22 protein-coding genes are annotated in these 22714 nt (G+C 60.5%); 18 read left to right on the top strand and 4 right to left on the bottom strand.

Annotated elements, in window-relative coordinates; genetic code table 11:
* Nucleotides 1-195 precede the first annotated feature (195 nt).
* Nucleotides 196-1818 (top strand): hypothetical protein, encoded by a 1623-nt coding sequence (locus RCAS_RS06545; protein ID WP_012119807.1) that lies wholly within the window; start codon nucleotides 196-198, stop codon nucleotides 1816-1818.
* Nucleotides 1819-1968: 150 nt separating this feature from the next.
* Here RCAS_RS06545 and RCAS_RS06540 read toward each other — a convergent pair whose 3' ends face one another.
* Genes RCAS_RS06540 through RCAS_RS06530 form a run of 3 tightly spaced genes read right to left on the bottom strand, consistent with a single transcriptional unit; the run spans nucleotide 1969 to nucleotide 4535 of the window.
* On the bottom strand, nucleotides 1969-2352 hold the full coding sequence (locus RCAS_RS06540; RefSeq protein WP_012119806.1) for a nitroreductase family deazaflavin-dependent oxidoreductase: 384 nt from the start codon (nucleotides 2350-2352) through the stop codon (nucleotides 1969-1971).
* A gap of 23 nt (nucleotides 2353-2375) precedes the next feature.
* The gene (locus RCAS_RS06535) at nucleotides 2376-3479 is read right to left on the bottom strand and encodes an ABC transporter ATP-binding protein (protein WP_012119805.1); all 1104 of its coding nucleotides are present in this window, start codon (nucleotides 3477-3479) and stop codon (nucleotides 2376-2378) included.
* 21 nt (nucleotides 3480-3500) lie between these two features.
* Complete coding sequence (locus RCAS_RS06530; RefSeq protein WP_012119804.1) at nucleotides 3501-4535, bottom strand: LacI family DNA-binding transcriptional regulator; 1035 nt, start codon at nucleotides 4533-4535, stop codon at nucleotides 3501-3503.
* A 399-nt stretch (nucleotides 4536-4934) separates the two neighbouring features.
* Between RCAS_RS06530 and RCAS_RS06525 the strand changes: the two genes are divergently transcribed.
* The gene (locus RCAS_RS06525; RefSeq protein ID WP_012119803.1) at nucleotides 4935-5453 is read left to right on the top strand and encodes a VUT family protein; all 519 of its coding nucleotides are present in this window, start codon (nucleotides 4935-4937) and stop codon (nucleotides 5451-5453) included.
* 17 nt (nucleotides 5454-5470) lie between these two features.
* Here the strand turns inward: RCAS_RS06525 and RCAS_RS06520 are convergent, their stop codons facing one another.
* Complete coding sequence (locus RCAS_RS06520) at nucleotides 5471-5980, bottom strand: PspC domain-containing protein (RefSeq protein WP_012119802.1); 510 nt, start codon at nucleotides 5978-5980, stop codon at nucleotides 5471-5473.
* Between the two features lie 729 nt (nucleotides 5981-6709).
* On the opposite strand from RCAS_RS06520, the gene RCAS_RS06515 reads away from it, so the two are divergent.
* The 16 genes from RCAS_RS06515 to RCAS_RS06440 all read left to right on the top strand — a co-directional run bounded on the left by RCAS_RS06515 (nucleotide 6710) and on the right by RCAS_RS06440 (nucleotide 22575).
* The gene (locus RCAS_RS06515) at nucleotides 6710-7855 is read left to right on the top strand and encodes a hypothetical protein (protein ID WP_012119801.1); all 1146 of its coding nucleotides are present in this window, start codon (nucleotides 6710-6712) and stop codon (nucleotides 7853-7855) included.
* A 16-nt stretch (nucleotides 7856-7871) separates the two neighbouring features.
* Nucleotides 7872-9542 (top strand): sensor histidine kinase, encoded by a 1671-nt coding sequence (locus RCAS_RS06510; protein WP_012119800.1) that lies wholly within the window; start codon nucleotides 7872-7874, stop codon nucleotides 9540-9542.
* A 22-nt stretch (nucleotides 9543-9564) separates the two neighbouring features.
* Nucleotides 9565-10533 (top strand): response regulator, encoded by a 969-nt coding sequence (locus RCAS_RS06505; RefSeq protein WP_012119799.1) that lies wholly within the window; start codon nucleotides 9565-9567, stop codon nucleotides 10531-10533.
* A gap of 168 nt (nucleotides 10534-10701) precedes the next feature.
* A complete protein-coding gene (atpB, locus tag RCAS_RS06500) occupies nucleotides 10702-11697 on the top strand; it encodes a F0F1 ATP synthase subunit A (protein ID WP_012119798.1) in 996 nt (331 codons plus the stop codon).
* 90 nt (nucleotides 11698-11787) lie between these two features.
* Nucleotides 11788-12021, top strand: coding sequence for an ATP synthase F0 subunit C (atpE, locus tag RCAS_RS06495; protein WP_012119797.1), 234 nt, complete (start codon nucleotides 11788-11790; stop codon nucleotides 12019-12021).
* A gap of 31 nt (nucleotides 12022-12052) precedes the next feature.
* The gene (locus tag RCAS_RS06490) at nucleotides 12053-12544 is read left to right on the top strand and encodes a F0F1 ATP synthase subunit B (RefSeq protein WP_012119796.1); all 492 of its coding nucleotides are present in this window, start codon (nucleotides 12053-12055) and stop codon (nucleotides 12542-12544) included.
* Between the two features lie 52 nt (nucleotides 12545-12596).
* A complete protein-coding gene (atpH, locus tag RCAS_RS06485) occupies nucleotides 12597-13073 on the top strand; it encodes an ATP synthase F1 subunit delta (RefSeq protein ID WP_012119795.1) in 477 nt (158 codons plus the stop codon).
* A gap of 45 nt (nucleotides 13074-13118) precedes the next feature.
* A complete protein-coding gene (atpA, locus tag RCAS_RS06480) occupies nucleotides 13119-14696 on the top strand; it encodes a F0F1 ATP synthase subunit alpha (protein ID WP_408638383.1) in 1578 nt (525 codons plus the stop codon).
* A 212-nt stretch (nucleotides 14697-14908) separates the two neighbouring features.
* Nucleotides 14909-15781, top strand: a complete 873-nt coding sequence (locus tag RCAS_RS06475) for a F0F1 ATP synthase subunit gamma (RefSeq protein WP_012119793.1) — start codon at nucleotides 14909-14911, stop codon at nucleotides 15779-15781.
* 27 nt (nucleotides 15782-15808) lie between these two features.
* Complete coding sequence (gene atpD, locus RCAS_RS06470; protein WP_012119792.1) at nucleotides 15809-17224, top strand: F0F1 ATP synthase subunit beta; 1416 nt, start codon at nucleotides 15809-15811, stop codon at nucleotides 17222-17224.
* Nucleotides 17225-17230: 6 nt separating this feature from the next.
* Complete coding sequence (locus RCAS_RS06465) at nucleotides 17231-17650, top strand: F0F1 ATP synthase subunit epsilon (protein ID WP_012119791.1); 420 nt, start codon at nucleotides 17231-17233, stop codon at nucleotides 17648-17650.
* Nucleotides 17651-17815: 165 nt separating this feature from the next.
* Nucleotides 17816-18826, top strand: coding sequence for a rod shape-determining protein (gene mreB / locus RCAS_RS06460; protein WP_012119790.1), 1011 nt, complete (start codon nucleotides 17816-17818; stop codon nucleotides 18824-18826).
* 70 nt (nucleotides 18827-18896) lie between these two features.
* Nucleotides 18897-19595 (top strand): methyltransferase domain-containing protein, encoded by a 699-nt coding sequence (locus RCAS_RS06455; protein ID WP_012119789.1) that lies wholly within the window; start codon nucleotides 18897-18899, stop codon nucleotides 19593-19595.
* A complete protein-coding gene (locus RCAS_RS06450; RefSeq protein WP_012119788.1) occupies nucleotides 19592-20068 on the top strand; it encodes a DUF402 domain-containing protein in 477 nt (158 codons plus the stop codon). The genes RCAS_RS06455 and RCAS_RS06450 overlap by 4 nt, the downstream gene beginning before the upstream one ends.
* 4 nt (nucleotides 20069-20072) lie before the next feature.
* On the top strand, nucleotides 20073-21191 hold the full coding sequence (locus tag RCAS_RS06445; RefSeq protein WP_012119787.1) for a Gfo/Idh/MocA family protein: 1119 nt from the start codon (nucleotides 20073-20075) through the stop codon (nucleotides 21189-21191).
* Between the two features lie 10 nt (nucleotides 21192-21201).
* Nucleotides 21202-22575 carry a glycosyltransferase family 4 protein gene (locus RCAS_RS06440; protein ID WP_012119786.1) on the top strand — a complete coding sequence of 458 codons (1374 nt, stop codon included), beginning with the start codon at nucleotides 21202-21204 and terminating at the stop codon, nucleotides 22573-22575.
* Nucleotides 22576-22714 lie beyond the last annotated feature (139 nt).

The following is a 22714-nucleotide window of genomic DNA, read 5'->3' as shown; positions in this document are numbered from 1 at the left end:
GTATTGAGAGCCGGGAACGACGGCAAGTCCCATCCGCGCGCATCCATCGCGATCCGTGGCGATCCGTGGCTATCCGCGCGCGCGCTCACCATGCTCCTGAGCGGAAGCGAGAAACGGGCATTGGCAAGGGCGCTTCAGGCAAATCCCCGGCACAGGTCAAACCAATGTGAACACCAAGAACAGGGAGCACCGGCTATGAAATCACGCTCGTTGGTCTATCGAATGGTCGTCCTCTTTGCGTGTCTTGTTGGATTGGCGACCGTCTTCTTCGCTTATCGCACCAGCGCTGCCGCCGTGTATATCGTGCGTGGTCCGACGACGGCTGTCTGTTCGATCACCGGTCAAACGGCGCCGGCGACGTTTCAGGACAGCATCTTTGGTTCCGAACTCCACGGATTTCTCGACCAGGAAAGTGTGACGATCAGTTTTCAATTTCCCGATGGACGCATCTTCAGCCCCAACGACACCCGGTTGCTCGATGGGGTGGTCGATCTGCCGCCACACTTTGCGCTGCCTCCATACCGCGCCGATGTCGCCGGCGATCTCTACTTCGAGTTCCCGGTGACGAACAAATGGCCCTATGGATGCTACCGACTGACCGCTGTGGGACAGGGCAGTCGGCAAACAGCAGTCGGCTATCTGGTCGTGACGCCACGCACCGGTCCGCCGCCGGCGCCAAGCCCGGCGCGCCTGGCAGTGTGGAACAATGGCACGTTTAATGCTTTTGCATTCCACGATGATCTGATCAACATTCACGGCACAAACTTTTTCCCCAATGAGGTCATTTCGATCTGGATCACCCAACCGGACGGCACGGTTCTCGACTATCCGCAGCAGGTCGCCAGCGACATCGGCAATTTCCAGTCGTCCTTTATTTTCACGAATGCGCACCAGACCGGCAAATACACCTTCACCGCGCTGGGAACGTTGAGCGGGTATCAGGTCTTTGCGCCATTCGAACTGCGGGCGCGCTCCTCGACGCCAAGCGGATGGGCGCAACTGCGCGTCGCCTTCCCGGCGCAGGCTTCGACGCGCCAGAATGGCGGCATCGCCATTACGGGATCGCTGTTTGCGCCAGGCGAGTATGTCGGCCTGTGGATGACGTTGCCGAATAATGCGGTACGCAGCCTGCCAACGCAGGTCGCCGACGGCAATGGCGACTTCTTTGTGGTGATCGATCTCGACGAGCGATTGCCGACGGGACGCTACAGCATCACCGCTAAAGGAGTCGCCAGCGGACGCTTGCAGATCGCCGGGTTCGACGTCACGCCGGGAAGCTTCCAACCGGCGTCGGCGAATAATCCTGCCGAACCTGTGCCGGCGGTGGTCGAGTCGAACGTCGGCGACCAGACGGAGGTTGGGGCGCTCACAACCACAAGCGCAGCGCGCGCCTCAGTGACATTCCTGGATCGCACCGGCGCCGCCGACACCGTGCGGGTCGAAGGGTCGGGCTACGCACCCAATGAGCCGGTTGGCATCTGGATGACCTTCCCCGATGGCGCCGTGCTCGGCATGGCAAGCCTGAACGTCGATAGCAACGGCACATTCAGCGTCGATGTCGATCTGGGAGTCGTGCTCACCGCAGGGCGCTATCGCGTCAGTGTGCAGGGGGTTGACAGCAATCGACTGGTGATCGTGACATTCGACGCTGCGGACCGTGGCGCACCCGGCGGTGTTGCGCCTTCCACGGCGCCGATCCAGACGCTGGGCGGACCGACGAACCTTGGCGGGACGGCAGGCAACCCGGGACCGGAGCAGACGCCGCGCGATCAGCAGCGTTGCGCTGAACCAGAAGCATTCTGGACGCCAGATTGCTGACCGACGCACTGGTTTCGCGCCGGGCGCCAATGTCCTGCTGCGTACAACGGAACTGGCTGCCCGCGTTGAGACCCTGTGCTGCGCTCAAGGCTTCTACGCTCCTCGTGAGCTCATTGCAGCAACCGAAGCCCTGAGCACAGCGAAAGCATCTCACAGCATGCCGGGACGTGTTTCGCTGACAGCATTCAGATCAACCGCCACGGCAAGCGCGGTGCGCCCCCAATCGGAGAGATCTTCGCCATAGCCAGGCTGATATTTGGCAAGGATCAGGCGACGCGCCAATGCATCCTCTTCCGCCTGATCGACGATACGCGCCGTGCCGACGAACGCAAAGCCGCCAATCGTCATCGAGACGTTCGGCGTGCGACGCGCATTCTTCACCCAATCGGACGCATGGTTGCCTGCCAGCATGTAGACCGTGCGGCCGTGCAGCGCAAACCAGATTTCGATGGTGTGCGGCTTGCCCGTCACCCGTCCGGTGGTGGTCAGATATCCAAAATCGAGCTGCGCCAGCGTGTGCAGATCAGGGTGCATCGCACTCCTTTGCGCGTCTGAATTCAGATAAGCGCCCTCTCGGTGTCGCGGTCGAAGATGTGCATCTTGGTCATATCGATGATGACCTCGAACGTTTCGCCGGTACGAGCCTTCGTGCGTGGATCGAGACGCGCAACCATCTCTCTGCCGCCATTCTCCACATACGCATACACTTCCGAACCAAGCGGCTCGACGACATTGACCACCGTCATCAGGCGAGCCGACTCATCGACGCCACGCGGCACGTAGTGCGAGTCGTGAATGTCTTCGGGGCGAATACCGAAGAAGATCGGCATCCCGATATGGTCGGCGATGGCATCAACGCGCGACGGAGGAACCGGCAATTGGAACGGACCGAAATCGACCAGCACCTGCCCATCGCCGCGCACCAGCGTCGCCTCGAAGAAGTTCATCGACGGCGATCCGATAAAACCGGCAACGAACATATTCGCCGGATGGTCATACAGGTTCTGCGGCGTATCGAGCTGCTGCAACACACCATCGCGCATCACGGCGATGCGCGTTCCCATCGTCATGGCTTCGGTCTGATCGTGGGTCACATAGATAAACGTCGTTTTCAGGCGCTGATGCAGTTTTGAAATCTCCGCGCGCGTCTGCACGCGCAGTTTGGCATCGAGGTTCGACAACGGCTCGTCCATCAGGAAGACCGACGGATGTCGCACAATTGCGCGCCCAAGCGCCACGCGCTGGCGCTGACCGCCGGAGAGCGCCTTGGGCTTGCGATCCAGGAGATGCCCGATGTGCAGCATTTCCGCCGCCTCCTTGACCCGTCGGTCAATTTCGGCTTTCGGCGTTTTGCGCAGCTTCAAGCCAAATGCCATATTGTCGTACACGCTCATATGGGGGTAGAGCGCATAACTCTGGAACACCATTGCAATGTCGCGGTCCTTCGGCGGAACATCATTCACGACCCGATCGCCGATCATAATCGCACCGTCCGTCACCTCTTCCAGGCCAGCGAGGCAGCGCAGCGCAGTCGTCTTGCCGCACCCCGACGGTCCCACAAGCACCAGGAACTCCTGGTCGGCGATATCGAGGGTGAGGTCCTTGAGCGCCGCGAAATCGCCAAAACGCTTCCAAACGTGGTCGTACTTAATGGATGCCATCGTAGTGAATGCTCCTTTGCTTCAATTCACTCCCTCTGCTGCGCGCCACGCCGAACCACTCGACCTGCGAATGATCAGGCGCGCGCTCAGCGTTACCATACGCAAACTGGCGTTTCGCTTCATGATGGCGTCATCCAGCAAAATCGCCAGTTGTTGCCCCTGCGCGCGGCGCGGCTGGCGCACCGCCGTCAGCGGCGGATTGACATGCGCCGCAAGCGGTAAATCGTCGAGTCCGACCAGCGCCACGTCGCGCCCGACGATCAGGCGCGCATCATTGAGCGCGTGCATCGCACCGAATGCCAATTCATCGCTCCCCGCCAGGACCGCCGTCGGCGCTCTGGAAGTCGCCAGTAACTCAGTCATCGCCTGGTAGCCATCTTCTTCGGTTCGACCCGACTCGACAACCAGCGTTGGGTCGAACGGCAGTCCTGCATCCGTCAACGCCTGTCGGTATCCCTCGACAATCGATTCGCTCACCGCCAGATCGGAGGGCAGTTGAATCAATCCGATCCGGCGATGTCCAAGGCTGAGGAGATGCCGGACGGCATCAACCGCAGCGGCGCGCATATCAATAACAACCGAAGGGCTATCGACTCCGGCAGGCGGAGGACCAGCGCACACGTGAGGAATACCGGCAGCCGCAAGCGCCTGCGCTCGCGGATCATCCACCAGCATATCAAGCAATACCAGACCGTCGACGCGCCTGCTGCGCGCCAGACTCAGACACAACTCCGTCTCGTCCTGATCGGCGCCAGCGGTTGCCAGGAGCAGAAAATAGCCGCGCACTGCGGCGGCGTCTGCCAGACCAGACAACACCTCCGCCAGCGCCGGTTCCGCCAGACGCCCCGGATGTGACGGGAGCGTCACTCCCAGCGTGTGGCTCCGACCACGCATGCTGCGAGCGGCGTACTGCGGTTGATAGTTGAGTTCTGCAATGGCGTCGAGCACACGCCGCCGCGTCTCGTCGGTCACCACGCCGGCGCCATTGAGAACATACGAGACGGTGGCCACCGATACGCCGGCACGCTGCGCAACCTGTTTGATCGTCGCCTTCATCGTGAAACGATTAAGGGGTGAAACGGTTAAGCGGAGTATAGATGAGAAATGGCGTGTTGTCAATAAGAAGCAGGAACCCAGAACCAAGAACCGACCACGACTGCGAGTCTTATCCGCGCGAATCCGTGGCGATCCGTGTGCCTTCTTTCACCATGCTCCTGAGCAGAACCGGGAACGACGGCGCGCCCCATCCGCGCGCATCCGTGCCGATCCGCGTTCTCTCTTTCACCATGCTCCTGAGCAGAACCGGGAACGACGGCGCGCCCCATCCGCGCGCATCTGTCCCAATCCGTGGCGATCCGCGCGCGCTCGCGCACCATCCTCCTGAGCGGAACCGGAAAGCGAGAATTGGAGATTGTGGGTATACTTGGCGGGTGATCATACGCATACGGAGGTTGCATGCGTTTCATCATCCTCTACATCCTGGCTATTCTGGCGGCAAATCTGACCGCCGACGACATCTTGACCGTCTGGGCGTTGCAATTTTCGTTGGGGACGCTCTTTTTCGGCGTTATCTTCACGTTACGCGATCTGATCCACCGACAGTACGACAAAACCGTTGTCTATGCCACGATTCTGGCGGCAGTCGGCGTCAACGTTATCGCGGCGGCGGCATCGTTCGCGTCGCCAAGGATTATTGCCGCGTCGGCGATCGCGCTGTTCCTTTCCGAACTGACCGACACCGAGGTCTATCACGCACTGCGCCATCGTATCTGGATCATTCGCGCATTATCGAGCAACGCATGCTCGGCGCCACTCGACACGCTGCTGTTTACGATGCTTGCATTTTATGGGGTTTGGAGCAACGATCTGATTGCTTCGGTCATCGTTGGAGATAGCCTGCTCAAGTACGCCATTGCTGCCAGCGCTGTCGGTCTGGGAGTGACCATCCGGCCCCACGCCCAGAGAGTCATCTGAGCAGCGCAGTGGCGCCATCACCGATTGCGCAGCAACACCAGCACGCCAGCCGCAATCAACACCATCGGGAACAAGAGTTTGCCAAATGCTGGACCAAGGAGAAGGCTCAGGAGCGCCAGTATGCCAACACCGATAAGAATGACGCCCAACTGCCATGTTCGCCGGGCGGACGGCAGCGCATGGCTCGGATTGCGGTCATTCAGGTTATTGATAGGAATCTCCGAATCCGCATCCCCATCCGTACCGGTTGGCGGATCGGATCGCAAACGTTGCACCCTTTCGCCATCCACGAACGGCTCTCGTCCTGCGGGATTTGTGGCGCGTCCCGGAGCAGGCGTCCTTTCGAGCGGCATAATAATCCAGAGAAGAGGGTAGAGCAGCACCCCCGCGCCGCTAAAGGCCAGCACAACAAAAATCAGGCGCACAAGCGTGGAATCGACCCCCAGGTAGCGGGCGATTCCCCCCGCTACGCCAGCGATGAGTGCATCGCCACGGCTGCGCATTAATCGCGGTGTTGAGACGTCCATCGTGATCTCCATCGAACTTCGCAAGCAGACCTGCGGCACATTCGCCTCCCTGTTGGTCAGACGCTTCCGGGCAATCGATAGTTGCGCGATCGGTATACTTATACTAATGAGCGGTCATTCGTGCAATACTGCCGATGAACGTTGCTTATTGCTCCACACAAACTGGCGCTCAAACATCTTGTATGACAGACCGCCATTGAGTATTAGCACTAATACGCGGTCATTTGTACTATACTGCCGGGGCGCGCAGCGGACCCGAGGGCGCTGCGGGCTAAAGTAATTATGACAAACTTGATGTTCTTCTTTTCGTAGGGGCGCGCAGCGGACCCGAGGGCGCTGCGGGCTAAAGCCCTCGCTGAGGACATGGAAGCCCCGCTAGGGGCTGCTGATGCCGCTGCGCAGTCATGCGCCCATGACCGCCAACGCACATTTCGTTACGCCTTGCGAATCCGGTGCTGAACGTCTCGTCCGACTGACCGCGATTGAGGATTATGCCCGACGCCGGCACGGGCGAGACGACTCCCCCAACACCCCTTGCGCCTGAAAAACGCGACACCTGAAAGAGGCGGCGCTACTCGCCACACGCCGCTGCCGCGCGCTGCCATACGCTGGGTGACCGGCTCTGTTTTCGGTCAACTCATGACCACAGCCCATATGCCTCGTATCCCTTGCCTTTCATAGTGTGTGCTATAATTGATCGAGCTTTTTGAGCCAGCGCGCGAGGATGGTATGTCGTTGTATGTTCCTTCAGGCGCGTCACCTCTCGTGACCGGCGCACTGGCGCGGATCGAGCGCCGATTGCCGCATCCGGGAGAAATTACTGTTCGCGTGGGGCAACGCGTCGAACCTGACACCCCGGTAGCCCTTGCGTACATTCCAGCCGCGCCGCGAATCATAAACCTGGCGCGTATCCTGACGATCCCGCCAGCGCGCGTCAAACGCTCATTGCTGCACGACATCGGCGCACCGATTGCACAAGGCGCGCCTCTTGCCCAAACCGGTCGGTTTGGCAAGAAAAAGGTCCTATCACCGGTCAGCGGCGTGCTTGCAAGCGTCGATGAAGCCACCGGCTATATCGCAATTGTGCCCGATCCAGAACGTTACGAACTGACCGCCAACGTCCCCGGGGTTGTCATGGAGATCATACCATACGAGGGGGTGCGGATCGAAACCCCGGCAGCGCAGGTCTATGGCATCTTTGGCATCGGCGCGAGCCAGTACGGCGTGTTACAACTGATGGTTACCGATCCGGCGGAACCAATCACTCCAGACAAAATCAATGCCCGATTCGCCTACACCATTATCATCGGCGGCAGCACCATCAGTGCAACAGCCTTGCAACGCGCCGTACAGGAAAGGGTGCGCGGCATTATCGTCGGCGGCATCGATGAGGCTGAGTTGCGCGCCTTCCTTGGCGTCGAAGGGTATGCGCCATGGGACGTCGGACCACCCCACTGGCGCGCGCCGTCATCGCCACATCCCGCTGCCGATCTCGTCCTCATGGTTACCGAGGGCTTCGGCAATCACCCAATGTCACGACCATTGTTCGATCTGCTCGCCTCGTATGCGGGCAAGGAAGCATTGATCGAAGGAACAACGCACATATGGACAGATATGCGCCGGCCCCGCGTCGTCATCCCATTGACGACGCGCGCGGCCGGGATGCCAATCGACGCGCCGCGCCCAACGGTGCGTCCCGGCGCGTTCGTTCGCGTCCTGCACCAACCCCGCCTGGGACAGTCCGGGCAGGTGCGCACACTCTCGCCCGCGCCGCAGCGGTTGCCATCGCGGGTGCGCGCACCGGCGGCTGAGGTCGTACTCGAAGACGGGACGATCACGCGGGTATCCGCCGTCGCTGTCGAGGCGCTCAATTGAGGGCGGATGCAGTGTTATGAGACAGGCAATCGATACCGGATCGTTCACATCACTGACAAACGCTTCACCGCCACGACTGTTGATCGTCGATGACGAACAGCACATGTGCGATGTCTGCTCGCGCACCCTGCAACGCGCCGGTTATGACGTGATGGCGACCATCGATCCGCATGTTGCGATTGCCGCACTCGATAGCGGGCAGCAGTTCGACCTGTTGCTGACCGACATCAAAATGCCGACGATGAGCGGGCTTGATCTGGCGCAAATCGCGCGCGAAAAGGACCCTGAGATTGCCATTATTATCATGACAGGGTATGCGTCGCTCGAGAACCTGCATCAGTCGGTACGGCGCGGCGTCGCCGATTTTCTCTCAAAACCATTCGAACTCGAACAACTGCGTCTGGCGGTTGATCAGGCGCTGCGAAAGCGCGCCATCCAACAGGACAATTTCCGGCTACGGACGCTTGAGCAACTCCTGGCGGTCAGTGAGGCGTTCAGCGCCACCCTGGAACTGCCTGAATTGGCGCGTATTGCGCTCGACGCCATGATCGACCGCAGCGGATTTCAGACCGGCTTCCTGCTGCTTGGCGATGAGAGCGAGACGCTCTCTCAGGCGGTCGCACACCCGCACGATGCGCGGCTTACCGACGCAGGGCAAGAACTGGCAAAACGCTCATTTGAACTGCGCCAACTGCTCTACGAGCACACTGCGCTCTATGGCACCCGTCATACCCGCCGTTTGCACACAGCGCTCGCAGTGCCGTTGCGCGCACAGGGGCGGGTCAATGGCGTGGTGGTGCTCTGCGACGAACGATCAACCACCCTGCGTCCAGGTGTGCAGCAGGGATTAATGCTGCTCGCCAATCACGCAGGCGCTGCATTGCGCAACGCTGCGCTCTACCAGCAACTCGACGAAGCCTACCAGCGGCGTCAGGAGCTTGATCGCCTCAAAAGCGAGTTCATTGCGATTGCATCGCACGAATTGCGCACGCCACTCTCGATTGTACTGGGATATACCATGATGGTGCGCGATCAGGTCGAGGGAGGTCAGCGCGAATATTTGCAGCGCGTCCTGGAGGGCGCGCAGCGGATCAAAGAGATCGTCGATGATATGGTCAACCTGCGCCACATCGACACCGGGGAGGCGCAACCGCAACTTGCACCGCTCGATCTGGTCGGCACGATCCGGCAGGCAGTCGAACATCTCCGCAGCAGCGTTGAACTGTCGGGCCGGACCATTGTGACCCACCTGCCTGAGATGCTTCCTCCAATCCTGACCGATCGTGAAAAGGTGGTGCTGGTGCTCAACCATCTGCTCTCGAATGCCATCAAATTTACGCCTGCACAGGGACAGATCACCGTTACGATCAGTGTTCGTCCATACGCCGACATTGAGAAGATGAACAGTGCGTCGATCAGCAAGCCCTCGGCAGCGCTGCGGACGCTGCCATGGGTGATCGTCGATGTGGCCGACACCGGCATCGGCATTCCGGCACGCGAGCAGATGCGTATCTTCGACCGTTTCTATCAGGTGGGCGATTCGCTGACCCGTGAACGCGGCGGCGTCGGGCTCGGGTTGGCGCTGGTGCGCGAGTTGATAGCCTCACTGGGCGGAGCGGTGTGGGTCGTCAGCCGGGAAGGAGAAGGCAGCACCTTCTCGTTCGCGCTTCCGTTCCGCCAGACTTAAATGAGGAAAGTGAAGCAATCTCATGACGTACCGACTTGTGGTTGTTCCAGGCGATAGCAGCGAACTGCGCGCCCTACCGGGACGGTTCGCCGACGCTGTCGAGGTGCAGACGCTCGATACGGCAAACGATGCGTTGTGGGAAGTGCGGAATGATCCGCCTGGCGTGATTATTGCGAATGTCGATCTGCCAGGAATGAGCGGCATCGATCTGGCGGAGATTCTGCCGAATTTCGGTGCGCCAACACGCCTGGTGCTATGGAGCCGGCATGCCGATCCGCAGATCGCCCGGCGGGTGGCCGGTTTTGGTGTGCAGCACGTCGTCAGCAGCGATATGGCGCTCGATGACCTGTGCGATCTGCTCTATCGGGAACTGAACGAAGCAGCGACGACGACAACGCAGGCGGCAGAACCTCCGCCTGAGAGCACGCCGGAACCCCCTCCGCCTCCGGCGCCGCCAAAGGAAACGCCGGTTGCAGCATCCGCACCGCCGACGCGCCCTGCACGACCAAAAGCGGAATCGCTGCGCCAGACGGAAGCGGCGCCGGCGCGTCCGGCGGAGACTGGCGCACCACGCCAGGCACGGCGCCGCGATGGACCTCTGGTGCTGACTCCCGAAGACCAGCGCGCCATTCGTCTGCGCATGGAGGCGCTCGATCGCGACGTCGGCTCGAAGTGTATTATTCTTGCCGACCGGGCCGGCATGGTGCTGGTCGAGACCGGATTGACCATCGGGTTGCCGACGATGGTGTTGCTGCCGTTGCTCTCGACCAGTTTCTCGACGGCGGGACAAATCACGCAGATGCTGCGCGAGACCGAGTCGTCGGCGCTCTACGTTCATGAGGGAAGTCATTACGATCTCTACTGCTTCGATATTGCGCAGCGCTTCATGCTCGTTATCGTCTTCGACAAATCGGGAACGCCGGCCAAGATCGGCTCTGTCTGGGTGTATGCCAAGCGCGCCATCCGCGACATCCAGGAACTGCTCGGCTAAGCAGCGCGTTTGCACATTCTTTTTACCTGTGCTATACTCACCGCGCAGTCTCAATTAATGCTGTCATACGCGCAGCGCCCGTTCAACCTCGTTTCGCAGGTTGAATTTTTATGCCTGATATGGTACATTTTATTGTGAAAGTGTTCTCAAAGTAGGGAGAGCGCGTTTATGCGGAACCGCATTCTGACGGTCACCGGCATTCTGCTTGCGGTTGGGATCGTCCTGTATATTATCGGCGTTCGCTCGACCAAACTGCACATCTCCGTCGCGGCTGAGCCGGTTGTCTGCCTCGGCGGCGCCCGCGCCACGCTCGAAACGTGCGCCAGCGGCTTCCCCATCACCAATTCGCTGATTACCACACTTATTGTTCTGGCGATCATCATCGTTGCGATTCTGGCGGGAACGCGCGGCATGCAGATGATTCCGCGCGGTTTCCAGAATGTGCTCGAGGTGATGGTCGAAGCCTTCTACAACTTCGCCCAAAGCGTCGACCGCAGGAATGTGGCGAAATTCTTCCCCTTCTGCGCCTCGGCGTTCTTCTTCATCCTGGTTTCAAACGTTATCGGTCTCGTTCCCGGCGTGGGGAGCATTGGCGTGTGTGTGCCGACGGCGGAACATAAGGAGACGGCAATTGTCGCGCCGGTCGCCGATGTGACGATGGCGGAGGAGCCGGCAGGAGCGTCGGATTTCTTTGCATCGTGGCCCCTGGCGTGCGAGAAGGGGACGACGCTGGTCCCATATCTGCGCGCGCCGTCGGCGGACCTTAACGTTACCCTGGCATGGGCGCTCATCTCGGTTGGTCTGATCCAGTACTTCGGCTTCCAGGCGCTCGGCCTCGGCTATCTCACGAAGTTCTTCAATTTCCGCGAAGGCTTCATGGCCGCGCTGGTCGGCATTCTCGAGTTGATTTCCGAGTTTGTGCGCATTATTGCGTTCGCCTTCCGACTTTTTGGCAATATCTTCGCCGGCGAGGTGATTCTCGTTGTGATGGCGTTTCTGTTCCCGTATTTGCTGCCGGCGCCGTTCTACGCCTTCGAGCTGTTTGTCGCCTTTATGCAGGCGCTGATCTTCTCGGTGCTGTCGCTCGTCTTCATGTCGCTGGCGACGGAAGCGCACGGCGGGCACGAGAGCCACGGGCACGGCGAGACGGCAGCGCACTCATGAGCATTCCGGTCGCGGCGCTCCTTTGGGCGCGCATCTTCGATATGGATACGACACAAGCCCATCATTGTACTCTTGAGGAGGAGACAGATCATGACGGATGACGGTCTGCGACTTATCGCTGCGGCGCTCGCGGTCGGCATAGGCGCTGTTGGACCTGGCGTTGGCATCGGCGTTATCTTCAGCGGTGCGCTGCAGGCGATGGGCCGCAACCCTGAAGCCGAGGGGACCCTGCGCACATACATGTTCCTCGGCTTTGCATTGGTCGAAGCGCTGTTCATCTTTGCGCTGGTGATCGCGCTGTTGATCGCCTTCCGCATTGTGTAGCAACCGTCCGCATGAGGTGGGGAGAACGACTGTGGAAAAACTGGGCATCAATTGGGGGTTGTTGATTGCGCAACTGATCAATGTCGTCTTTGTCGTCTGGTTGCTGACCACCTTCCTGTATCGTCCGATCTTGAATATGCTCAATCAGCGGACGAACCGGATTCAGGAAGGATTGCAGGACGCTGAGCGGGTTCGGGAGCAACTGGCGAACGCAAAGCGCGACTATGACGCCGAACTTGCGAAGGCGCGCCAGGAGGCGGCCAGTATTCTGGCGCAGGCGCAAGAGCGCGCGCGCGCGCAGGCGGCTGAGATCATTGCGCAGGCGCATCGCGACGCCGAAAAGATCAAGAGCGATACGCTCGCTCAGGCGGAACAGGAACGGCAACGGATGCTCGGCGAACTCAAGGATCGAATGGCGGAATTGGTGGTGCTGACCGCTGAGCGCGTGTTGAATGCGGAATTGAAGGCGAACCACGACCGCCTGATCGAAGAGTCGCTGGCGGAACTTGGGAAATATAATTGAACTGCGAAGCCGGGCGGGTGCGATTCGCCCGGCGCGGAGGCGAGGGATTATTGTGAGTGCATCTGAGGCTCAGGTCATTGCACGGGCATTGTTCGACTCGCTGACCGGCGCAGCACTACAGGCGCTCCACACCGCAACCAGCATCAATGGCGAGGTGACAACGGAGCGTCTGTTGGCGGCGCTGCCAGCAGATGCTCCGCGTGAGGTGCGCAACCTGATCCTGGCGCTTGGCAAAGAGGGCAACCTCGATCGCCTGCCGGCCGTCGTGGCTGCTTTTGAGCAGATGACACGCCGCGGCGGCGCACGGCCGCTGACCGGCGAGGTGACCAGCGCCGTCGAGTTGAGCCCGCAACAGCGTGAACGTATCACTGAACAACTGAAAGCGCGCTATGGTCCCGATCTGGAAGTGCGCTTCAGCGTCGATGAGTCGCTGATCGGCGGGTTGATCATTCGCATTGGCGATCAGGTTCTCGATACCAGTCTGCGCACGCGCATGGCCGCCATTCAGCGCAATATGATGACAGGGTAGCGTCCGCAGCAAGGTCGGAGTGCTGCCGCAATAAGGGGATGGATGATGACAGTTGCAACGACTGAGGAATTATATCAGCGCCTGTTAAAGAGTATTCGAGAAGGCGTCGATCTTCAGCCAAAGATGGTCAACGTCGGCACCGTGATCCAGGTGGGTGACGGCGTGGCGAAGATTAGCGGGCTCGAACAGGCGATGGCGTCTGAGTTGCTCGAGTTCCCGCCAAAAGCCGGTCGCAGCGAGCCGGTGTTTGGTATTGCGCTCAACCTGGAAAAAGATGCGGTTTCCGCAATTATTCTTGGTGATTATCTCGGCATCGAAGAAGGCGATCAGGTTAACTCGACCGGGCGCGTCATTTCGGCGCCGGTCGGTCAGGCATTGATCGGGCGGGTGGTCAATGCCCTCGGTCAGCCGATCGATGGCAAAGGACCGATCCAGACGACGAAGTATCGCCCCATTGAGCGCATCGCTCCTGGCGTGATTACGCGCAAGTCGGTCGATACGCCGGTGCAAACGGGTATTATCGCCATCGACGCAATGATTCCGATTGGGCGCGGTCAGCGTGAGTTGATTATTGGTGACCGTCAGACCGGGAAGACGGCGGTGGCGATCGATACGATCATCAACCAGAAGGGCAAGGGGATGGTCTGCATCTATGTGGCCATCGGGCAGAAACGCGCCCAGGTTGCGCAGATCATCAACTTCCTTGAAAAGTATGGCGCGATGGATTATACGATTGTCGTCTCGGCAACGGCGTCCGAGTCGGCGGCATTGCAGTATATTGCGCCATATGCCGGTTGCGCGATGGGCGAAGAGGTGATGGAAAACGGGGTGATTATCGATGGTCAGGAAGTGCGTGACGCGCTGATCGTTTATGACGACCTCTCGAAGCATGCGACCGCCTATCGCCAGGTGTCGCTGCTGTTGCGCCGTCCGCCTGGCCGCGAGGCGTACCCCGGCGATGTGTTCTATCTCCATTCGCGTCTGCTTGAGCGCGCTGCGCGCCTGAACGAAGATTATGGCGGCGGAAGCCTGACTGCCCTGCCGATTATCGAAACTCAGGCGAACGACGTGTCGGCATACATTCCGACCAACGTCATCTCGATTACCGATGGGCAGATTTATCTCGAAACCGATCTGTTCAACGCCGGTATTCGCCCTGCGTTGAACGTTGGCATTTCGGTGTCGCGCGTCGGCGGCGCGGCGCAAACCCGCGCGATGCGCTCGGTGTCGGACCGCCTGAAGATCGATATGGCGCAGTTCCGCGATCTTGCGGCGTTTGCGCAATTCGCATCGGACCTTGACGCCACAACGCGCGCACAGATCGAACGCGGTCAGCGCTTGCAGGAAGTGCTCAAGCAACCACAGTTCCAGCCGATGCCGCTTGAGGAACAGGTGGTTATTCTGTTCGCTGGCATCAACGGTTACCTCGATGATGTGCCGATCAACCAGATTGGACGGTTCAAGTCTGAGTTGGTCAACTATATGCGCACGGCGCATCCCGAGGTGGGCAAGATGATCTTCGAGAATCGCCTCGACCGTAAGTTCCCTTCACCGGAAATTCGCTCCGCAATTGAGCATATGCTGAAGGAATTCAAGCAGATGAGCACATTTGCGGAGGGGTGAGAGGCGAGAGGTGAGAGGCGAGAGGTGAGAGGTGAGAGGTGAGGGTAGAGGCGAGGGGTGAGAGGTGAGGGTAGAGGCGAGGGGTGAGAGGTGAGGGTAGAGGCGAGGGGTGAGAGGTGAGAGGTGTACCAGTAGAGACGTTGCATCGCAACATCTCGCCCGGTGCGGCGTTTCGGCGGTTGCAGCGCAACGTCTTCTGATCTGAGGAAGTTATGCCCAGTACCCGTGAAATCCGGCGTCGTATTCGCTCGGTGAAGAACCTGGCGCAGATCACGCGCGCGATGGAGATGGTGTCGGCGTCGAAGATGCGCCGCGCGCAGCGGAATGTGCTCGCCACCCGCCCATATGCCGACCGTCTGCTCGACGTGATGGGCGAATTGACCGGGCGGGCGGTCGGGATGCGGCGTGGCACTCTGCTCGAAGTGCGCCCCGTGGTAAAGGGCGTCGCGCTGATCGTCGTCACGCCTGATCGCGGCCTGGCGGGCAGCCTGGTTGCCAATGTGCTGCGGCGCGCGTCGCGCTTCATTCTCGATGAGCAGGAGAAGAAGCATACGGTCGAAGTGCTGGCGATTGGCAAAAAGGGACGCGATTTCATGGTGCGCACGCGCCAGAACCTGGTCGCTGAGGTGACCAAACTCGGCGATTACCCGCGTCTGACGGATATTCTCGGCATTGCGACGAATGTCATCAATGGCTTCCTGAGCGGGCGGTACGATGAGGTGTACGTGCTGTACAGTCAGTTCGTCAATACGCTGGTCCAGCGCCCGACGATCAAACGGTTGCTGCCAATCGACCCGCCGCACGAACCGGCGGAACGCATGGTCGATTATACCTACGAGCCGAGCCAGGAAGAAGTGTTGCGTGCATTACTGCCGCGTTTTGTTGAAGTGCAACTCTATCAGGCAGTGCTGGAGGCGATTGCCAGTGAGCACAGCGCGCGTATGGTGGCGATGCGCAACGCGACCGATAACGCCAAGGAGTTGCAGCGCGACCTGACCCTCTCGTACAATAAGACGCGCCAGGCGAATATTACGAAGGAAGTCTCCGAGATTGCGTCGGGTGCGGCAGCCCTGGCGGAGATGTGATGCGATACACCTGAGTGGAGGATGCTCATGGCCGGAGCAACCGGTATTGTGACTGATATTATCGGCGTGGTGATCAACGCAAAGTTTCCGGAGCACGAAACACCGGAAATCTATAATGCGCTGGAGATTCGATTGGAGAACGGCAAGCGCCTGGTCGCAGAGGTGCAGCAGCAACTTGGCGGCGGCGTGGTCAAAGCGGTAGCGATGAGCAGCACCGATGGCATGCGTCGCGGCGTCAAGGCAATCGACACCGGTCGCCCGATTGCGGTTCCCGTCGGACCAGGGACGCTTGGGCGCGTGTTTGATGTGCTCGGCGATCCAATCGATGGCGAGGGTCCGGTGCAGACGACTGAATATCGCCCGATCCATCGCCCGCCCCCCGCGCTCGAAGATCAATCGACGACAGCGCAAATCTTCGAGACGGGCATCAAGGTCATTGACCTGATCGCTCCGTTTACGCGCGGCGGCAAAACGGGCATCTTCGGCGGCGCCGGCGTCGGCAAGACGGTGATTATCCAGGAGTTGATCGCCAATGTCGCCAAGGAGCAGTCGGGATACTCGGTCTTCGCCGGCGTTGGTGAGCGCTCGCGTGAGGGGAACGACCTCATCCACGAGATGAAGGAAGCTCGAATTGATGAGAAGACGCGGGTGTTCGACAAAACGGTGATGGTATTCGGCCAGATGAACGAGCCGCCGGGGGCGCGCCTGCGCGTCGGGTTGACGGCGATGACCATGGCGGAGTATTTCCGCGATGAGGGGCGCGATGTGCTGCTCTTCATCGACAATATCTTCCGCTTCGTTCAAGCGGGGTCGGAAGTCTCGGCGCTCCTGGGACGCATGCCGTCGCAGGTGGGATACCAGCCAACGCTCGGCACCGAAATGGGTGAATTGCAGGAGCGTATTACGTCAACCAAGAAGGGATCGATCACGTCGATGCAGGCGGTCTACGTGCCCGCCGACGACTATACCGATCCGGCGCCGGCCACGGTGTTCTCACACCTCGATGCGACGATTACGCTCGAACGCAGCATCGCTGCCAAAGGCATCTATCCCGCCGTCGATCCGCTGGCATCGACCAGTCGCATCCTCGATCCGAATATCGTCGGCGAAGAACACTACCGCGTGGCGCGTGAAGTGCAGCGTGTGCTGCAACGCTATAAGGATTTGCAGGACATTATCGCCATTCTGGGAGTCGAGGAGTTGTCCGATGAGGATAAACTGACGGTGGCGCGTGCGCGCAAGATCGAGCGTTTCTTCTCGCAACCCTTTACCGTGGCGCAACAGTTCACCGGTCGCCCTGGCAAGTATGTGCCGATTGGCGAGACGGTCAAGAGTTTCGCGCGATTGCTGGCCGGAGAGGTCGATCATATTCCCGAGCAGTTCTTCTTGCTCCAGGGCGGGCTTGACGATGTCATTCAGGCGTATGAGGCGTCGCGGAGGTGACCGGGTATGCCGATTCATCTCGAGATCGTGACAGCAGAGCGCGTCGTGCTCTCTGATGATGTGGATATGATCAACGCGCCGACGAAAGACGGTCGCGTTGGCATCCTGCCGCGCCACGCCCCGCTCCTGACGATCCTCGAGATCGGTGAGCTCGATATCGTCAAGGATGGGGTGACGACCCCCTTTGCGATCTCCGGCGGATTTATGGAAGTGCTGCCGCACCGGGTGACGATCCTGGCGGATACCGCCGAACGCGCCGATGAGATCGACGAGGCGCGCGCCGAAGCGGCACGTCGCGCTGCCGAGCAGCGCATTGCCGAACGCAGGAGTGCGCAGGACCTGGCGCTCGCCGAAGCGGAGCTGCGTCGCGCGCTCGTGCAGTTGAAAGTCGCGCAGTTGAAGAAAATCCGGCGTGAGCGCGATTAGCGGTCGCCTTCCCCCCGGAAGGCGTGGATTGAAACAAACGAAACGTAACGTGAAAATGCGCTCCCTATGAGTCGCTATCGCAGGGCGCGGGATGCAGTATCATGAATGCTGCTCTTGACCCTGCGATATTTCATGCTGAGGGCACAATCTGCCGGGCAGGAAGGTATGGCAAAGAAGATCGGCATCGACCTGGGCACCGCCAATGTGCTGGTATATGTCAAAGGTCGCGGCATCGTCCTCTCTGAACCTTCGGTTGTCGCCATCTCGACAAAAGATAATCGCATCAAGGCGGTGGGTGCGGATGCGCTGGCGATGCTCGGACGCGAACCGGAGAGCATCGAGGTGATCCGTCCGCTGCGCGATGGCGTGATCGCCGACTACGACATTACCGAGGCGATGCTGCGCTATTTCATTCGCAAGGCGATGGGACCGTTCAGCTTCAGCAAGCCCGATGTGATGGTCTGCATCCCGGCCGGTGTCACGACGGTTGAGATGCGCGCGGTGCGCCAGGCGGCTGAGGCTGCCGGAGCGCGTCATGCTTACCTGATCCGCGAGCCGCTGGCAGCAGCGATTGGCGCCAATATTCCGGTGGCGCAGCCGTCGGGCAACCTGATCATCGATATTGGCGGCGGCACAACCGAAGTTGCGGTCGTTTCGCTGAACGATATCGTCGTCAGCCATTCGGTGCGTGTCGGCGGCAATAAATTCGACGAAACGATCGCGGCGTATGTCAAACGCAAGTATAACGTGCTGATCGGTGAACGCACCGCCGAGAGCATCAAGATCGAGATCGGCTCCGCACTGCCGCTCGAGCGCCCGCTGTCAATGCAGGTGCGTGGACGCGATCAGGTGGCAGGTCTGCCGCGCACGATTGAGATCGGCTCGAATGAAATCACCGATGCCCTCCAGGAACCGCTCGAAGCGGTCATCGACGCTGTGCGTCGCGTCCTTGCCGAAACACCACCCGAACTATCGTCGGATATCATCGATAAAGGGATGATCATGACCGGCGGCGGTTCGATGTTGCGCCGGATCAATGAACTGCTCACCGATGTAACCGGCGTTCCCTGCTATGTCGCCGACCAACCGGCGAACTGTGTCGCTATCGGTACGGGCCTGGCGCTCGAATATATCGACATCCTGCGCGATAGCCTCAGCGGGGATGATTTGAATTAGGGGTTAGGGGGACGATGAGGTTAATGCATGCACTGAAGCAGAGCCCGTAACCCCTGACCCATCATACACCATGAGACAGAAATGCAATCCTCCGGCAACCGGTCTGGTGCTCGAGATCGGCAGCGGCGATAATCCGCATCCGCGCGCCAATATTCTGCTCGACCGCTACCCCGGCGCCGATAATCGCGAACGCGGTGGCGATCTGGTCGTTGATCGTCCATTCGTGGTAGCGGATGCGCATTATCTCCCCTTCAAGGATGGCGCGTTTGCGTATACGATCTGCTCGCACATTCTAGAGCACATGGATGACCCGCTTCAGTTCGCCGCCGAACTCCGACGGGTGAGCGCAGCCGGGTACATTCAGAGTCCGTCCGAGATCGCTGAACGCCTGTTTCACTGGTCGTTCCATCGCTGGTATGTCAATCTGGAAGGCGAAACGCTGGTGCTTCATCCGCGCGAACCGGCCGAGCCGTTCGGTGAGTTGTTCGATTATTTGTACGCCTACAACCCCGCATACTATTTCTTCCAGCGCAGCATGCCCGATCTCTTTTGGGTCGAACGCGAATGGCATGGCGACAATCTGAACATCGAGGTGCGCGACTCGTCGCCGCTTCGCCTGCGCGATCCCGCGTTTCTGCGCGACCTGGTGCGCCCGCAGATGTCGTTGTTCCAGTTGATTGGACTGTTCATTGCATCGCTCGTTGCGCGCGCGCTCGACGCCAATGTGCGTCGCCAGATTCGACGCTTGCTGCGGCGGAGTTATGTGTGAAGGTCGTCACCGTCAGGCTGCTTAAACCCACCAAGAATCACACCGTCACCTACCAGGCAGAGGTTGTGCAAATGACGCCGGACTATGCGCTGGTGCGCGCCCGCTGGGATCGCCCACGCCTCGACCTGGGGTATGTGACTTTCGAGACGGGGGATGTCTTCTTCGAGCATTTCTACGCCAACCGCTGGTACAATGTGTTTGAATTGCGCAATGCGACCGGCGCGCTCAAAGGATGGTACTGTAATGTGACGCGCCCGGCAATTATCAGCGCAGAGGCAATCACCTCCGAAGACCTCGACCTCGATCTGTTCGTGTCGGCGCGGCGCGATCGACTGCTGAGGCTCGATGTCGAGGAGTTCGAGGAACGCGAACTGGCGCAGCGTGAGCCGCACATCTATGCCGCCGCTCACGCCGCCCTGGACGAACTGGAATGCCTCGCGCGCGCAGGTGCGCCGCCGTTCGACAGGACGTGACGACATGGCAGCAGAGATTGGCATTGGATTGGTTGGCTATGGCGGCATCGGGCGCATGCATGCGCTCTGTTATCAAATGCTGCCGCTGGCATACCCCAACCTGGCGGAGCGAGCGCGTATCGTAGCAGTTGCCACTGCCAGCGTCGCGTCGGCAGAGCGGGCGCGCCGTGAACTCGGCAAGCATGTGTTGACGACCACCGATCTCGGCGCGTTGCTGGCGCATCCCGCTGTGACGGTCGTGGACTGCTGTGCGCCAACCGGCGATCATGCCCGGATCGCAAAGGCGGCGCTTGCGGCTGGAAAGGCACTCTTCTGCGAAAAACCGCTTGGCGCAACGCCAGACGAATCGGCGCGCATTGTCGAACTGGCGCGCGTGAATGGATTGACCGGCAGCGTGAACTTTCATCTACGATTCGCTCCGGCGATCCAGGAGGCGCGCCGACGTGTGACCGGCGGATTGCTCGGCGAGGTGCGCGGGTTTCACCTGCGCTACTACCGCAGCAGCAACCTGCGGCGCGATCGCGCCATCACCTGGCGTTTCAGCGGACCGGGGAGCGGCGTGCTTGCCGACCTCGGATCGCACATGATCGATCTGACCATGCATCTGCTCGGTCCAATCCGCGCAGTGTCGGCGCGCACCGCCACACTCATCACCGAGCGCCCTGGCGCCAACGGCGTTCCCTCACCGGTCGAAGGAGACGACGTCGCCTGGTTGTCGCTCGAACTGATCAATGGCGGCTATGGAACCATCGAAGTCTCGAAAATGGTCCCCGGCGCCAGCGACGACATTCGTATCGAAGCATATGGCAGCGCCGGCGCCCTGATCTTCGACACCCGCGATCCGAACGGGCTGGAGGTCATCGAAGGGATCGGCGAGATCGGCGGACGACGCATTGCCACGCTCAGCCGAACGATGCCTCCGGCAACACTGCCATCGCCGGAAACGCCGGGAGGGACGTTGCAGTGGCATCTGGCATCAATCGCATCGTTCATTGACGCACTGTATCGTGGCGTCTCCCCGGAACCGACATTGACCAATGGGTGGCTGGCGGATTGCGTGATCGGCGCAGCGCGGCAAAGCGCCGCAAGCGGTGGCGCGTGGATCGGTGTAGACGAAGACTGAGGCGGATACGATGCACGACTTCTCTCCCGATGCCCTGCGGGTTGCCATGCTGGCGCGTGTTGTCTTTCCACTCCACGGCTTTGGCGGTATTGAACGTCACGTCTTCCACCTGACGACGCACCTGGCGCGGCTTGGCGTGCGGATCACGCTCTATGTGCAGACACCGCACGGCCATACGCTCGATCTCGATGATGATCCGGCGCGACCGATCAACCCCTATGCCGATGTTCTCCCCGGCATCGAGCGCGTTATGACACTACGCTACGACTATACCTCGCCGGCGCTGCGTCCCAATTCGATTGCGGGACGACAGATCAACTATCCCTGGTATTCCTGGCGGCTTGGGCGCATAGCGGCGGCAGCCGCGCGGCGCGGCGCGTATGACGTGGTGCATGCCCAGGGGTTGTGCGCATTCGGCTATGGCTGGATCCGCGTCCGCGATCCGTTGCTTCGTCGCGTTCCGTTTATCGCCAATCCGCATGGACTGGAAGAGTATCGAACACCCGACTGGCGCAAATGGCTGGCATATGCGCCCTTCCGCGCGCTCTACTCCTACGGCACGCGCTGCGCCGACCGGGCAATCGCCACCGATGCCTGCACACAAGACGATCTGCCGCGATATCTGGGGGTCGATCCGGCGAAGGTCGTGGTCATTCCCAGCGCCATCGACGCCGATGAGTGTCTGGCGCCGGTCAACGACGCCACGCGCGCTGCGTTGCGCCAGCGATTTCGTCTCGATGAGGAGGACCTGACGATTCTCAGCGTTGGTCGGCTGGAGCGCAACAAAGGATACCATATCCTGATCGACGCACTCACCCGGCTGCGGGAGCGTCTGCCATCGCGCTGGCGCTGGTTGCTGGTGGGAGAAGGGAAGGAGCGTCGCGCGCTCGAACGCCAGGCGCAACGGGCTGGCATCATCCATCACGTTACCTTCGTGGGGCGGCTCAGCGACGCCGAACTGCACAACCTTTACGAAGAGGTCGATCTGGTCGTTCACCCGACGCTCTACGAGGGCTCCTCACTCGTAACGCTGGAAGCCATGATCCACCGCCGTCCGATAGTCGCATCGGTAGCAGGCGGCATTCCCGATAAGGTCTTCAATGGGCGCAACGGGTATCTGGCGCGTCCCGGCGATGCCGATGATCTGGCATCCCGCATACGGCTGGCGCTGGAACAGCGCGATCGCTGGGCAACATGGGGTGCAGAGAGCGTTCGCCTGGTGCGCGAGACCTTCGACTGGCCCGTGGTGGCGCGCCGGACGAAGCAGGAGTATGAGGTGATGGTTGGGGGGCGAGGGGAGAGGCGAGAGGCGAGAGGGGAGGGGCATGAGGCGAGAGGCGAGAGGGGTGAGGCGAGAGGGGCGAGGGGCCCGACAATGGCGTAGCGCGAGATTTATCTCGCATTTGTGGTGAGGCGAGAGGCAAGAGGCGACAGGTAGAAGCGCGCCGCTGGCGCGCCCGCATCCCCACCTCCCCGCGCTCCGCGCGTCCCCGTGCGCCGCCCCACGTCTCGTGCCCCACGCC

The organism is Roseiflexus castenholzii DSM 13941 (assembly GCF_000017805.1).
GTDB classification, from domain to species: Bacteria; Chloroflexota; Chloroflexia; order Chloroflexales; family Roseiflexaceae; genus Roseiflexus; species Roseiflexus castenholzii.
The sequence above is the reverse complement of the archived record's forward strand: the minus strand, read 5'-3'. Positions and strand labels throughout refer to the sequence as shown.

Coding starts and splice junctions, on each gene's coding strand:
- RCAS_RS06505 (WP_012119799.1), top strand. CDS start 9,565: ATGACGTACCGACTTGTGGTTGTTCCAGGCGATAGCAGCGAACTGCGC.
- RCAS_RS06545 (WP_012119807.1), top strand. CDS start 196: ATGAAATCACGCTCGTTGGTCTATCGAATGGTCGTCCTCTTTGCGTGT.
- RCAS_RS06525 (WP_012119803.1), top strand. CDS start 4,935: ATGCGTTTCATCATCCTCTACATCCTGGCTATTCTGGCGGCAAATCTG.
- atpE (WP_012119797.1), top strand. CDS start 11,788: ATGACGGATGACGGTCTGCGACTTATCGCTGCGGCGCTCGCGGTCGGC.
- RCAS_RS06530 (WP_012119804.1), bottom strand. CDS start 4,535: ATGAAGGCGACGATCAAACAGGTTGCGCAGCGTGCCGGCGTATCGGTG.
- RCAS_RS06520 (WP_012119802.1), bottom strand. CDS start 5,980: ATGGACGTCTCAACACCGCGATTAATGCGCAGCCGTGGCGATGCACTC.
- RCAS_RS06445 (WP_012119787.1), top strand. CDS start 20,073: ATGGCAGCAGAGATTGGCATTGGATTGGTTGGCTATGGCGGCATCGGG.
- RCAS_RS06510 (WP_012119800.1), top strand. CDS start 7,872: ATGAGACAGGCAATCGATACCGGATCGTTCACATCACTGACAAACGCT.
- atpB (WP_012119798.1), top strand. CDS start 10,702: ATGCGGAACCGCATTCTGACGGTCACCGGCATTCTGCTTGCGGTTGGG.
- RCAS_RS06535 (WP_012119805.1), bottom strand. CDS start 3,479: ATGGCATCCATTAAGTACGACCACGTTTGGAAGCGTTTTGGCGATTTC.
- RCAS_RS06440 (WP_012119786.1), top strand. CDS start 21,202: ATGCACGACTTCTCTCCCGATGCCCTGCGGGTTGCCATGCTGGCGCGT.
- RCAS_RS06475 (WP_012119793.1), top strand. CDS start 14,909: ATGCCCAGTACCCGTGAAATCCGGCGTCGTATTCGCTCGGTGAAGAAC.
- RCAS_RS06455 (WP_012119789.1), top strand. CDS start 18,897: ATGAGACAGAAATGCAATCCTCCGGCAACCGGTCTGGTGCTCGAGATC.
- RCAS_RS06540 (WP_012119806.1), bottom strand. CDS start 2,352: ATGCACCCTGATCTGCACACGCTGGCGCAGCTCGATTTTGGATATCTG.
- RCAS_RS06515 (WP_012119801.1), top strand. CDS start 6,710: ATGTCGTTGTATGTTCCTTCAGGCGCGTCACCTCTCGTGACCGGCGCA.
- atpD (WP_012119792.1), top strand. CDS start 15,809: ATGGCCGGAGCAACCGGTATTGTGACTGATATTATCGGCGTGGTGATC.
- RCAS_RS06465 (WP_012119791.1), top strand. CDS start 17,231: ATGCCGATTCATCTCGAGATCGTGACAGCAGAGCGCGTCGTGCTCTCT.
- atpA (WP_408638383.1), top strand. CDS start 13,119: ATGACAGTTGCAACGACTGAGGAATTATATCAGCGCCTGTTAAAGAGT.
- mreB (WP_012119790.1), top strand. CDS start 17,816: ATGGCAAAGAAGATCGGCATCGACCTGGGCACCGCCAATGTGCTGGTA.